The sequence below is a fragment of the Kitasatospora sp. NPDC089913 genome (assembly GCF_044748625.1).
Lineage (GTDB): Bacteria > Actinomycetota > Actinomycetes > Streptomycetales > Streptomycetaceae > Kitasatospora.
Genome location: NZ_JBIVGI010000027.1, coordinates 1 through 12920, shown reverse-complemented (window position 1 = coordinate 12920; position 12920 = coordinate 1). Strand labels below are relative to the sequence as shown.

The 12920-nt window shown below is 74.3% G+C and carries 7 protein-coding genes; 5 read left to right on the top strand and 2 right to left on the bottom strand.

Annotation, left to right across the window (positions count from 1 at the left end; all coding sequences use genetic code 11):
- Positions 1-8: 8 nt before the first annotated feature.
- Genes ACIPYS_RS31405 through ACIPYS_RS31390 form a run of 4 tightly spaced genes read left to right on the top strand, consistent with a single transcriptional unit; the run spans position 9 to position 11147 of the window.
- The gene (locus ACIPYS_RS31405) at positions 9-1961 is read left to right on the top strand and encodes a DUF6603 domain-containing protein (RefSeq protein ID WP_400752489.1); all 1953 of its coding nucleotides are present in this window, start codon (positions 9-11) and stop codon (positions 1959-1961) included.
- Complete coding sequence (locus tag ACIPYS_RS31400; protein ID WP_400752486.1) at positions 1958-4810, top strand: hypothetical protein; 2853 nt, start codon at positions 1958-1960, stop codon at positions 4808-4810. Before ACIPYS_RS31405 ends, ACIPYS_RS31400 begins: the two co-directional genes overlap by 4 nt.
- On the top strand, positions 4807-9324 hold the full coding sequence (locus ACIPYS_RS31395; protein WP_400752483.1) for a hypothetical protein: 4518 nt from the start codon (positions 4807-4809) through the stop codon (positions 9322-9324). Before ACIPYS_RS31400 ends, ACIPYS_RS31395 begins: the two co-directional genes overlap by 4 nt.
- Before the next feature lie 50 nt (positions 9325-9374).
- Positions 9375-11147, top strand: a complete 1773-nt coding sequence (locus tag ACIPYS_RS31390) for a hypothetical protein (RefSeq protein WP_400752480.1) — start codon at positions 9375-9377, stop codon at positions 11145-11147.
- Between the two features lie 56 nt (positions 11148-11203).
- Here the strand turns inward: ACIPYS_RS31390 and ACIPYS_RS31385 are convergent, their stop codons facing one another.
- Together ACIPYS_RS31385 and ACIPYS_RS31380 are read right to left on the bottom strand one after the other, a co-directional pair.
- Complete coding sequence (locus ACIPYS_RS31385; protein ID WP_400752477.1) at positions 11204-11488, bottom strand: hypothetical protein; 285 nt, start codon at positions 11486-11488, stop codon at positions 11204-11206.
- Complete coding sequence (locus tag ACIPYS_RS31380) at positions 11485-11919, bottom strand: ATP-binding protein (RefSeq protein WP_400752474.1); 435 nt, start codon at positions 11917-11919, stop codon at positions 11485-11487. Before ACIPYS_RS31380 ends, ACIPYS_RS31385 begins: the two co-directional genes overlap by 4 nt.
- Before the next feature lie 308 nt (positions 11920-12227).
- Here ACIPYS_RS31380 and ACIPYS_RS31375 point away from each other — a divergent pair.
- The coding region (locus ACIPYS_RS31375) for a DUF5753 domain-containing protein (RefSeq protein ID WP_400752471.1) at positions 12228-12920 on the top strand (693 nt) is incomplete at its 3' end.

The window sequence follows — 12920 nt, the reverse complement described above, 5'->3', positions numbered from 1 at the left end:
GGTGTGCCATGGGCGTTCTTCCGGGGCTCGACCTGGAGAAACTGGCGGACGGTGTTCTCCCGGACACGCTGAAGATCGACCTGCCCCTGCCTCCGGTGCGGTTGCGCGGGCAGCTGGACCGCAAAGGCACCAAGGAGCTGTCCGGCGTGCTGAGCGCGGCGATGCCGGTCACCACGGTGACGGCGTTCGGTCAGATCTCGCTCGGCCGGCCGCCGGCGTTCATCGTGCTGATGGGCGCGACCTTCCCCGAGCCCGGGCTGCAGATCGGGCTGGGCTTCGCGGTCAGCGGCATCGGCGGGGTGGTGGGCGTCAACAAGGCGGTCGACCGGGACACGCTGCTGGCCTGCATCGCCGACGGCACCGCCGGCGAACTGCTGTTCCCGCCCGACCCGGTGGAGGCCGCGCTGCGGGTGGTCCCGCGCCTGGCGTCGCTGTTCCCGACCGTTCCGGGGCGGCTCGTGGTCGGGCCGATGTTCCGGATCTCCTGGGGCGGCCGGATGGTCGACCTGTCGGCGGCCGTGGTGGCGGAGCTGCCCGATCCGGTGCGGCTGTCGGTCCTCGGCATCCTGCGGGTGATGGTGCCCGATCCGGCGGCGCCGGTCATCGAGCTGAAGGCGACCTTCGCGGGCCAGTACGACACGGCCGAGCCGAGCGCCTTCCTGATGGCCTCGCTGACGGGTTCGCGGATGGCGGGCATCCCGCTCGACGGTGACGTCCTGGTGCTCAGCCGGGGCGGGGACGACCCGCTCTTCGTGCTCAGCGCGGGCGGCTTCCACCCGGCGTTCCCGGTCCCGCGCGGGGTGCCGAAGCTGCACCGGCTGGCGATGGACCTCTCCCCCGCGCCGTGGCTCCAGCTGCGCTGCGAGGCGTACTTCGCGGTGACCAGCAACACCGTCCAGTTCGGGGCGAAGCTGTCCCTGGTCGCCGAGATCGCGGACTGCGGCCTGCGCGGGCAGTTCGCCCTGGACGTCCTGATCCACTTCAAGCCGCAGATGGCGTTCACCGCGTCGATGCGCGGCGCGCTGTCGGTCGAGGCGTTCGGCGAGACCCTGCTCGGCATCGCCTTCGAGCTGGTCCTGGAGGGCCCCACCCCCTGGCACGCGGTCGGCCGGGGCCGGATCAAGCTGTTCCTGTTCAAGGTGTCGTTCAACTTCGACCTGAGCTGGGGCGACGGGCCGCCCCCGCTGCCCACTGCCCGCGTCGACCTCGGCGGCGAGCTGGTCAAGGCGTTCGCGCAGCCGTCGGCGTGGAGCGTGCTGCCGCCGTCCGCCGCCGAACGCAGCCCGGTGCTGCTCTCCCCGTCCGCGAACCGGCTGCTGGCCGAGGGGAGCCGGGTGCACCCGCACGGCCGGCTGGCGGCCCGCCAGCACGTGCTGCCGCTCGGGGTCGACATCGCGCGCTTCGGGAACGCGGCGGTCGACCCGCCGGAGCGGTGGGACATCACCGTCCCTCGGCTCGGCAACCAGGACGCCGAGGGCCCGGTCTCCGACTCGTTCGCGCCCGGGCAGTTCCTGGACCTGACCGAGGACCAGCAGCTGAGCACCGACGCCTACGCCCAGTACCGTTCGGGCGTCCGGCTCGCCCCCGACCTCTCGGGACCCGCCGACGCGGCCTTCGTCGGGGCGGAGCTCGGCTGGGAGACCAGGATCGTCCAGGACCCGGTGCCGATGCGCACCCACTTCCTGCGCATGGTCCGCTCCCACGCCCACGTCTCCGCCGAGCACGTGGCCGCCGCCGCCTCGATCCGCGACGCCCACTGGTGGCGGACCGCCGGGCCGGCGCTCCGGGTGGCGGCGGAACAGCCGCTCGCGGCGGTGTCCAGCTGGTCGATGACGCAGCTCACGGTCGCGGCCGCACCGCCCGGCGGCGGCACCGGGATACCGAACGCCGAACTGCGCGGCCTGCTGCGCGACCGCGCCGGGGTCCGGGTGGTGGAGGCCTGGGAGGCGAGACTCCGATGAGCGGCGACGACCTGGAGTTCGCGCCGTACCTGCAGAGCCCGCTGGCCGCGTCGATCGCCCACACCGCCGTCGAACCCGACCTGCTGCCCACCTTCACCCTGTCCGGGCCCCGGAAACTGCCCGTCCAGGGCCCGAAGCTGCGGATGCTCGGCCCCGAGGGCGTGGTGGGCCTGGACACCCGGCACATCCTGCGCGTCGAACCGGTGCCCGGCAGCGTCGACGTGGAGCCCAACTACCTGCCCTTCGTGGAGTTCGACCTGCCCGAGCTGCCCTGGCTGTTCACCCCGGCCGCCGCCGAGCACGAACGGCTGCGGCCCTGGCTGCAGCTGATCGTGGTGGAGGCCGCCGGGCACGCCGTCCGACCGGGCAACCCGCTGCCCGTCGTCGACGTCGGGATCGGCCTGCTGCCGCCGCTCGCCGACGCCTGGCAGTGGGCGCACATCCAACGGCCGGCCGGACAGCCGGGGCCGATGATCTCCCGGCTGCTCTGCCCGCGCCGGCTCCAGGGCAACACCGACTACCTGGCCTGCCTGGTGCCGTCCTTCCAGGGCGGAGTGACCGCCGGGCTCACCGGCGGCATCACCGAGATCGACCAGCCGGGCGACGCCTGGCCGCTCCCCGGCCAGGACGTCTTCCGGCTGCCCGTGTACCACTCCTGGGGCTTCCGCACCGGCGAGGAGGGCGACTTCGAGCAGCTGGCGACCGCCGTGGTGCCGCTGCGGCCGGAGGAGGCCGGACTGCTGGGCGGGCGGACCGTCGACGTCACCCGGCCCTGGCTGCACGGCGATCCGCTCGCCCCCGGCGACCCGGCGGCCGGCCGGCAGACCGTCACCGTCCAGGGTGTCCTCACCCTGTTCGACCCGCCGCCGGGCACCGTCACCCGGGCCGCGCTGGACGACTTCAGGACCAGGGTCGCGGCGCACATCGACCGCGGCACCGAGACCGAGCTCGCACCGCCGCTGTACGGCGGCCACCCGGTCGCCGCCCGGACCGTCGAACCGGGTGCGACGGGCTGGCTGGCCGAGCTCAACCTCGACCCGGAGCGCCGGATCGCGGCCGCCCTCGGCGGCGACTGGGTGCGGGAGAACCAGGAGTTCCTGATGGCCCGGGCCTGGGACCAGCTGGGCGCCGTCCGGGAGGCCAACCGCAAGCTCCAGGAGACCGCCTTCTGCACCGCCGTCTCCGACTCGCTGTACCGGCGCCACCTGCAGACCCTCTCCCCCGGCGAGCTGATGGCGGTGGCCGCGCCCGTCGGCGACCGGGTCCGCACCGACAGCGGACTGCCGCTGCGGACCGAGGTCGCGGTCAGCCCGGCCCCGACCGCGATGGCCGACGCCGCCTACCACCGGCTGCTGCGCCGGCGCGGGCCGCTCGCCCGCCGCGCCTCCCTCGACGGCGACAGCCTGGCCCGGCGCACGATGACCGGCGCGCTGCTGCCCCCGCTGCCCGTGCCGCTGGTGACCCGGCCCGGCACCTCGCCCGCCTTCGAGGCCGCGGCCGGCGACGCGTTCGCGGAACGCGTCGACGGTGCCCTGCACTCCGCCGCCACCCGGCACACCACCGGGATGCTGCGCACGATGGCCGCGGTGGCCCCGGCCGCGCTGGCCAACGGCTTCACGGACCAGGCCGGGGCGATCACCGCACTGCTCGCCCCCTCGATCGGGCGGATGGCGGGCGGCCAGGAGGGATTCGCCGCGGACTCGATGACCGCCGACGACCTGCTGACGTCGGAGCAGCTGTTCGACTCCGGGACGGTCGCGCCGCTCGTCGGCGACCTCACCGGCACGACGGAAGCGCTCCCGGACGGCTTCGGCATGACGCTCCCCGCCCCGTTCACCGTGCTGCCCGGCCAGGAGTCGATGACCGACGACCCCGGCAGCCAACTGCTCCAGTACGGGGTGCCGATCGACCCGGACGCCTACCGGCAGCGACTGGTCGGCGCGCTCGACCCGACGCCGCTGCTGACCGCCCGGCTGGCGGACCGGATCACCGTGACCGGCGAATCGCTGGTCGCCCTGCCGGAACAGGTCACCGACCCGGTGATGGTCTGCCCGGACTTCCCCGCCGCGATGGCACTCGCGATCAAGGAGAGCGAACCCGACTGGTTCCTGCCCGGCATCGCCGCCGTCCCGGACGACCGGGCCGTCCTGCTGAAGGCCAACGGGCCGTTCATCGCCGCCTTCATGGTCGGCGCCAACGACGAGCTCAACCGGGAGATGCGCTGGCGCGAGTACCCCACCGACCTGCGCGGGAGCCCGTTCACCCACTTCTGGCCGCGCCCCGACGGCCTCGCCGACATCCCGCCGGTGCACGGCTGGGCCCCCGACGGCGCCCTCGGCAGCCACCTCGCCCTGGACGCCAACGACCTGGACGTGCTGCTGATCCGCGGCCGGCTGGTGCACCGCTACCCCGGCATGGTCGTGGCCGCCGTCCCGCCCGCCGCCGTCCAGGACCCCCTGCTCGCCCCGGACAGCTGGGTGGCGCCCGTCATGGTGCTCCCCGTCGACGAGCGGACCTGCGCCTACGCCTTCCAGCTGCCGCCCGGCCAGGACATCCACGACTGGTGGATCGTGCTCGCCGAGAACGGCCGACGGCTCCGGTTCGGCTACGACACCGCACCCGGCACCGGCCCCGGCATGAAGACCTGGGACGACCTCAACTGGGACCGGGTCCTCGTCGGCGGCTTCGCCTCGCTCGGCCGGCTGCCGGACGACCCGCCGGTGTCGGAGCGGGAGAACCCCCGCACCGCCGGGCGGAGCTGGAACTCCGCCGACGTCGCCCGGGTCACCCTGCAACGGCCGTTCCGTCTGCTCCGCACCGCCCGCAGCCTGATGGGAGAAGCCCCGTGACCAGCGAGATCGCCGCCGCGCACCGCGCCGTCAGTGACGCCCGGATCGCCCTGGACTGGTCGAGGACCGGACTCGCCGGCTACGAGAAGCGGGTGCTGGCCCAAGAGACCGGTCTCGAGGCCGAGCACCTGGCCGCCGCCCAGGAGGCAGACGCCGCCCAGATCCGCCACCAGCAGGCCCGCGAGGCCTACCGCGACCTGGCGACCGCCGAGCCGCCGCTCTGGGCCCAGGACGGCTCCGACCCGCTGGTGCTCCTCCCGTTACGGCTGGAGACCGTGTACCGGGGCCTGGGCGGCCCCGAACCGCAGCTGTGGATCCGGGCCTACCCCGACGACATCCACGTCGACTCCCACGAGACCGGCCTCACCGCCGAGGAGCGCACCGCCACCGAGGCCTACTGGCAGGAGGTCTGGGCCGCCGGGCCGGACGAGGAGGGCCGCGCGGACGCCTGGAGCGCCCTCGTCGCCGCCGTCGGCCCCGGCCGGGCCTGCTGGGCCGTCCGCGTCCTGCACCCACAGGGCCCCCGCCCCGGGACGCGGACCCCACCGGACGCGATCGCGCCCTCCCCGGAGCCCTGGGCCGCCGAACCGGCCGTCGCCGACAGCACGTTCACCCGCGCCGCGCACAGCTACGTGCTGCCCGACCGGCTGGTGTTCTCCGGTTACGAGACCACCGGTGACGGCCAGATCGGCCTGCTCTGGCGCCAGGAGGGCGAAGCGATCGACGCGGAGCTCGACGTCGGCCCGGCCCCGGGCCGACCGGTGCCACCGCGCTGGCTCGGCGACTTCGACGAGGCCGTACGGGTCGGCATGGGCGTCCGGGTGCCACTGGCCGGGCTGCGCACCGACTTCAGCCTGGTCACCGTGACCGGCGTGCGCGGCGGCGCCTCCGCCGACACCGCACAGCTGCTCAGCACCCTGCTGGAGGCCCACCGCTGCACCGACGGCCTGGCCGTCCTGCCCACCGGCACCCCCACCAACAACACCGACGCCACCCGCTCGGCCTGGCACCCGCGCACCCCGCCCGCGCCGCCGGACCGCGTCGACGAGCAGCGGGCCGCCCTCACCCCCGACAGCACCCAGGCGGCGGCGCGGGCCGCGACCGCCCTCGGCCGGAGCGCCGCCGGTGTCCTCGCCGAGGTCACCGACGGACTCGCCGACGACGAGCACGAACTGCTGACCCTGCTCCAGACCGCGGCCGGCGCCTTCTCCGCCGCCTCCAGCAACTGGCGCACCCTCGAGGGCACCACCCTGCCCGACCTCACCTTCCTGGTCTCGCACTACATCCACCACGTCCGCGGCCGGGGCCTGCTGCCGACCCTGCGGGTGGGCAACCAGCCGTACGGCCTGCTGCCCGTCACCTCGCTCGACCTGTGGCACGGCAGCGAGGTGGACCTGCGGATCCTCAACCACATCTCCGGCTTCCGGACCCTGGTCGAGTCGCAGGCCTTCCGCTCCCCCGGGGTCGGCGCGGGCGGCGACCCGGACCAGGTGATCAACGACCTGCTGCACCGGCTGCCCGCCTCCCGGCGCCTGCGGTACATGCAGCAGGACATCCTCGACGCGCCGTTCGAGCCGCCGCCGGACACCCCGATCGGGACCGTCCCGCACGACAGCCGGTTCACCTGGGCGCTGCCGCCCTCGCCGGACTTCGTCCCCTTCCCGGTGGAGTTCCTGTGCGACCAGCGGCCGACCCCCGAGATGGTGGAGCTCGCCCGGGCCCGACCGCTCCGCTTCATGTGGGGCTTCTGGCAGCAGGTGCTCCCCGGGCTCGCCTCGGGGCAGGGGGCCTCGCCGGAGCTCGTCGCCCGGATGCAGGCGCTGTCCGCCTCCACGGAGGCGATCAGCACCGGCCGGCTGGGGCTCTTCTACCACTACGCCACCAGCGTGATGTTCACCTACGCCTTCCACGTGGGCGAATTCCTCCGGGCCGGTGCGCCGGTGCCGGCGCCCGGGGTCGGGCTGAAGGACGGCGAGCTCGTCGCCGCCGCCGGCTTCGCGCCGCAGTTCCTCGACTGGCTCTCCCTCGCGTTCGAACAGCTCGCCGCCGCGGAGGACCTGTCGCTCGTCACCCCGCCCCCGCCCGGCCCGTCGGAGCCGCCCCCGCCCGAGGGAGCGGACCTGCCGTACGCCGACACTCCGCGCCTGGAACTGCTGCTCTGCGAGGCGCTGGACACCCAGACCCACCGGCTGGACGCGTGGATGTCCTCGGTCGCCCACGCCCGCCTCGCCAGGACCAGGGCCACCCGACCCGACGGCACCCATCTGGGGGCGTACGGCTGGGTGGCCGACCTCCACCCGAGCCCGGCGTCGCTGCCCCCGGAGGAACCGCTGCCCGGTGACGAACCGGGGCCGGTGCCCGAGGACGGCGAGGCAGGTGAGGCCGGTGAACCCGGTGGCTCCGGTGAGCCGCAGACCAACGACGGCTACCTGCTCGCCCCGTCCCTGCACCACGCCGTCACCGCCGCCGTGCTGCGCTCGGGCTGGCTCAGCCACACCGACCGCCAGGCCTTCGCCGTCGACCTCCGGGCCGCCCGGGTCCGCCGCGCGCTGGCCGTCGTCGACGGCGTCCGCTCCGGCCAGAGCCTCGGTGCCCTGCTCGGCTACCGGTTCGAACGCGGCCTGCACGACAACGGGCTCGACGCCCTCGTCGCACCGGTCCGGGAGGCCTTCCCGACGCCCCGGCTCGTCGACCCGAGCGTCCCCGGCAGCGACGAGGCCAGGACCGCGATCGCGGCCCGCGACGTCGTCGACGGACTCGCACTGCTGGCCGACTGGCGCGCCCACGGCCAGCAGCTGCAGGACGTCCTCGGCAACCTTCCCCCCGAGGACCTGCCCCTGCTCGACGCGGCCACCGCCCTGGTGCTGGAACTCGACGACACCCTCGACGCGGTCGGCGACCTGCTGCTCGCCGAGAGCGTGCACCAACTGGTCGCCGGCAGCCCGCTGCGGGCCGCTTCCTCGGCCGACGGCATCACCCGCGGCGACCGCCTCCCGCAGGACTTCGAGGTGATCCGCACCCCGCGCGCCGCCGTAGCCCTGACCCACCGGGTCGCGGTGCTCGCGCCCCGGGCCCCCGTTCCCGGCTGGGACGCGACCCGGCCGCTCGCCCAGCTGGAGCCCGCCGTCGAACGCTGGTGCGAGGCCCGGCTCGGCGACCCCGGCGGCTGGCGGTTCGACTTCGGCGACCCGGCCGCACCGCTCACCCTCACCCTCGCCGACCTCGGCATCTGCGCACTCGACGCGGTCCTGGGCGCCGGGCCGGCGGGCGACCGTGACACCGACCCCGCCCAACAGGACACCGCCCTCGCCCGCCGCCTGCTGCGCCGGGCAAGCGCCCTGGCCGGCGCAGCCACCACCCCGCCCGTCACGCCGGCCGGCGCCGCCCGGTTCGCCGAACTGCGGCTGCTCTGCAACGCGCTGGCGGGCGTGCTCGCCGGGGCCGAACCGCTGCTCACCTCCCACCTCGACCAGGGGAGCGGCGACGACCGGGCCGGCGCCGACCTGACCGGCCTCGCCGCCCGGGTGGAGACCTGGCACAGCGCCACCACCAGCGCCCTGGCCAACCTGGTCGAACAGGTGAAGGTGCTGCCGGGCCTGGCCGACACGGTCTCCCGCACCCTGGACAGCCTCGCCGATCTCGGGATCACCTCCGCCTACAGCCTCGGCCCGCCGACCGACGAGGCCGGGATCGCGGAGCTGCGGAACCAGGCCGCCACCGTCCTCAACCGCTTCGCCGCCGACCCGCTCGCCCCGCTGCCCGGCCCCCCGCCCGCGGAACCGACCGCGGCACTCGGCTGGGTCACCGCCGTCACCGCCGCCGTCTCCTCGGCACTCGCCGGCACCCTGCCCGTCCTCACCGAGCTGCGCCTCGGCGGCACCCCGGCGGGCGACGCGCTCACCGCCGGGCCGCCGGAGGGCGCGGACGAGGACGGCACCGGCACCTGGCTGGTGCAGATGGAACGCGTCCGGCCGGCCGTCCGCGCCCTCGACGACGCGCTCGCCGCCGCAGAGGTCCTGGCCGACACCCCGCCCAGCGGAACGACCGTCGTCCAACTCCCCGCCGGACAGCCCTGGATCGCCCGCGGGCCGACCCCCGTACCGTCCAGGACCAGGCCCGCGGCCCGCCACAGCGCGCTGCTGCGCACCGACGGCGCGCCCGATCCGGACCGGGTCGCCGGACTCCTGATCGACTCCTGGACCGAGTCCGTGCCCGAGCCGCCCCCCGCTCCTCCCGCCGACGCCCCACCGGCCGGGGGCGACGCCGAACCCGCCGTCGAGGAACTGGGCGGGCTGGCCTTCCACTACAACCAGCCCGACGCCCGCGCCCCGCAGGCCCTGCTGGTCGCGGTGCCGCCCGACCCGCTGCGCGGCTGGCGGATGGAGGACGTGCACGCGGTCGTCGAGGAGACCTACGCCGTCGCCCGGATCCGCGGGCTGGACCTCAACGACCTCACCGAGTTGCGCGGGCTGCTGCCCGTCCAGACCAAGACCCCGCCGCACCAGCTGGTCTGATCCGCCCGGCCCGCGAGGGCCCGCGGCCCGGAAGCCCGTCAGGAGGAGCCATGCCGACGATGTTCCGGTACGAGCCGGTACCCCGTGACGTCGGCGTCGAGGAGGCGCTGGCGGCCCGGATCGGCGACGCCGCCCATCTGCTCGCCCGCCAGTACGCGTTCGGCGAGTTCGCCGGCGACGACGCCGCCTCGCCGGTCGACGTCGCACTCGCGCAGGAGATCCATCTGCTGGACGGCTGGCGGCCCGGCAGCTCCGGGACCGAAGGAGAAGGCGAGGGCGAAGGAGAAAGCGACGGCGCAGGCGAGGGCGGCTGGCAGCCGTACCGGCCGGGCCGGATGGTGCTGGAGGAACTCGTCGAGCAGGAGCCCACGACCGGACCCGACGCCAGGCTGACGCTGGCCGCCGGCCTGCGCTGGCGCCGCGAACTCGCCTCGGCCGGCCTCGCCGCGCTGCTCCCCGCGTTCGCCACCACCTGCCCCTGCCCCGTCGACGGGCCGCTGGCGCCCGCCCCGCTCGCCGCCGCCGTCCGGAGCCGGCTGCCCGACCCCGTCGCGCTGGCGCCGTGGCTGGCCAGGCTCGTGGACCGGGACGAGACCGCGGCGAAGGAGTTCGGCGCGGCCGGGACCGACCAGGAGGCGCTGGCCGGCGCGGCGGCCCGCTGGCTGGACTGGTGGGCGCCGCGTGCGCCGGACCCGACTCCCGACGGCGCGGTGCCCGCAGCGCCCGCGCCCCCCGCCTGCTGGAACCCCAACCGGCTCGAATACGCCTTCGCGGTGCGCTCCTCCACCGTGCCCGGGCTCGAGCTGCGGGCGCAGGAGTACCCGGGCGGCCACCTGGACTGGTGGGCCGTCGACGCCCTGCCCGCCGACATCCCGGTCACCGAGGCCGCCGTGACGCGCGAACAGCGCGCCGTCGTCCCCACCCCGGCGATCTTCGGCGGCATGCCCGCCTCCCGCTACTGGGAGATGGAGGACGCCAGGATCAACTTCGGCGCCGTGGACACCAGCCCCGCCGACCTCGGACGCCTGCTGCTGATCGCCTTCACCACGGTGTACGGGAACGACTGGTTCTGCTGCCCGCTGCCGAGCCCGGTGGGCTCGCTCAGCCGGGTCGTGCACTGCTCGGTCACGGATGTCTTCGGCGGCGCGACGGTGCTCTCCCACGCCGCCCTGGAGGACCCGGAGTGGAACCTCTTCGGCCTCGGCGAGGACCGTGGCGGCAGCGCCATGGGCGGCGGCGCCGGGGACGGCACCGGGCCGCCGCCCTCCCCGTGGTTCTACCGGGCCGCCGCACTGCCCGCCGGGCTGGAGAGCCCGCCCGACGAGTCCGTGCTGCTGCTGCGCGACGAGGCGGCGAACCTCGCCTGGGCGGTCGAGGAGACCGTCGGCGACCTGGCCGGCGAGCCGCTGGACCGCTACGCCCGCTGGGTGGCGGCCCTCCCGCCCCGCCCGACCCCCGAACCCGGCGACCCGCCCGCCGACCGGTACCTGCTCGCCACCGAGGTCCCGGGCCACTGGTACCCGCTGGCTCCCCAGCCGGTCGACCCGGCCGCCCCGGAGCAGATCCGGCTGCAACTCGCCGGTCTGGTCCGCGACGAGAACACCCCGGCGCGCCCGCTCGGCCGCCTGCTCGGGGAGCAGCAGTGGCTGTTCGAGGAGGAGGTCCCGCGCTCCGGCGTCCGGGTGGAGCGCAGCCGCCAGTACACCCGCTGGCACGACGGCTCCGCCCACGCCTGGTCGGCCCGGCGCAAGGTCAGCGGCACCGGCTCGGGCTCCAGCGGGCTGCGCTACGACGTGCTGGAGCCCCCGGCCGACGAGGCGTGAGCCGCGCGCGGCAGTGTCAGGACCGGGTTCGACGCGTTCAGGTCCAGCGACACCGGTCAGTCGGCCCGGCCACCGGCCGTCCACCGGACGCACAGGTGGTGCACACGGTCGGGAAGGATCACCGGAAGAGACAACGGGCCCGTCCGGTCCAGGTATTCGCGCACGATCCGCTCGGCGCAGGGGCCGGTGAGGAAGCGCTCGAACCACTCCCACTGCGGCCGGCTCATCGGCCGGAACCGCAGCGCCGCCCAGAGCGAGTCCAGCGCCTTCGGGAGCAGCAGGTACGTCGTCGGCGCCATGAGACCGGTGATCTCGGCCGTGACGAGTCGGTCGCCCTTCACGCAGCACCCTCCGCAGCGGCGGGCGACGGGGCGATCTCGCACCAGACGATCTTCCCAATCCCGGCTCTGGGGCAGCAACCCCACTTCTCTGACAGGGACTTGACGAGCATCAGGCCCCGCCCCGACTCGTCGTCCCGACCGGCGGCCCGGACCTCCGGCACACCGTCGGCCCGTGCGTCGTGCACCTCGATCCGCAGCCGGACCGGGTCGACGGAGAGTTCGAGCAGTACCCGGTTGTCACGTGGGGTCGCGTGCAGCACCGCGTTGGTCACCAGTTCGGTGACGAGCAACAGGCCGGTGTCGATGAAACGTTCGCCATCGACGGCGCCATCGAGAAGACGTTCGAGTCGGCGGCGGGCCTCGGCCGGCGATCGCCTGCTGCGCGGCAGCCAGCACTTGGCCTCGCGGGCCGCTTCGGAGAATCCGGACATGGGGGAGCCACCTTCCGAACATGGGGGTTGAACCGGGGCGGCGATGCGGTCGCAGGCATGGGCGTGCGCACCGATCAGCCGCACAACGCAAGAAGAGTCCAGCAGCCGACACGGGAGTCACAGCTCGTCATCATCTCGCTACACACAGCATGGAGCAGAGGGCGAGTAGCAAGCAAGTCATGTCGAGCAAATATGAAAACTTTCACCTACACCCACAAGGTGGCACGTCTAGAGTCGAGTTGGCGGTGGCGAAGCACCGCCACCGCCGTGCACACTGGACTACGCACCACTCAGGAGGGGTTACACAGATGGCAGTTGCAGTGCCGGCCGTGCGCTACCGGCGCATCGCGGCAGAGCTGCGGAGGCTTCGCGAGCTCAGGAACCTCTCGGCGGAGGAAGTCGTCGCCCAGGTCGACGGCGTCAACCTGGTGAAGCTGAGCAGATACGAGAACGCCCGGGTCCAGCTGAAGCCCGACGTGGTGCGCGCGCTCCTGGACTTCTACGAGTGCGAGCCGGACCTCAAGGAAGTCCTCGTCGAGATCCTGCGAGACAAGCACCGGCCGGGCTGGGCTGCTGGATTCGATCAGCTCAACTCGCTGTATCACGATCTGATCAGACTCGAAGAGACCGCCATCGGCAACAAGTCCTACGAGCCTTCCTACATCCCTGGACTTCTCCAGACGCGACGGTACGCACACGCCATCATCTCCAGTGGTGTGTTCACAACTCCCAGCGTCGAGGCCCGTGTCGATGTGCGGATCAATCGGCAGTCGGTTCTCACGCGCGCCGATGCGCCACTCAAACTGTGGGCGATCATCCACGAGTCGGCACTGACGATGAGAGCCGCAGACGGCCTCATGGCCGATCAGCTCGACAAACTCATCCAGTGGAGCGACCTTCCGAACGTCAGGCCGCGTGGGGCCCGCAGACGGCTCTGGAACGGCCTGGGGCGGAGTGTCTGTAGGTGTCGCGCCGTCCGGCCATGTACGCCGCTGTTGGCG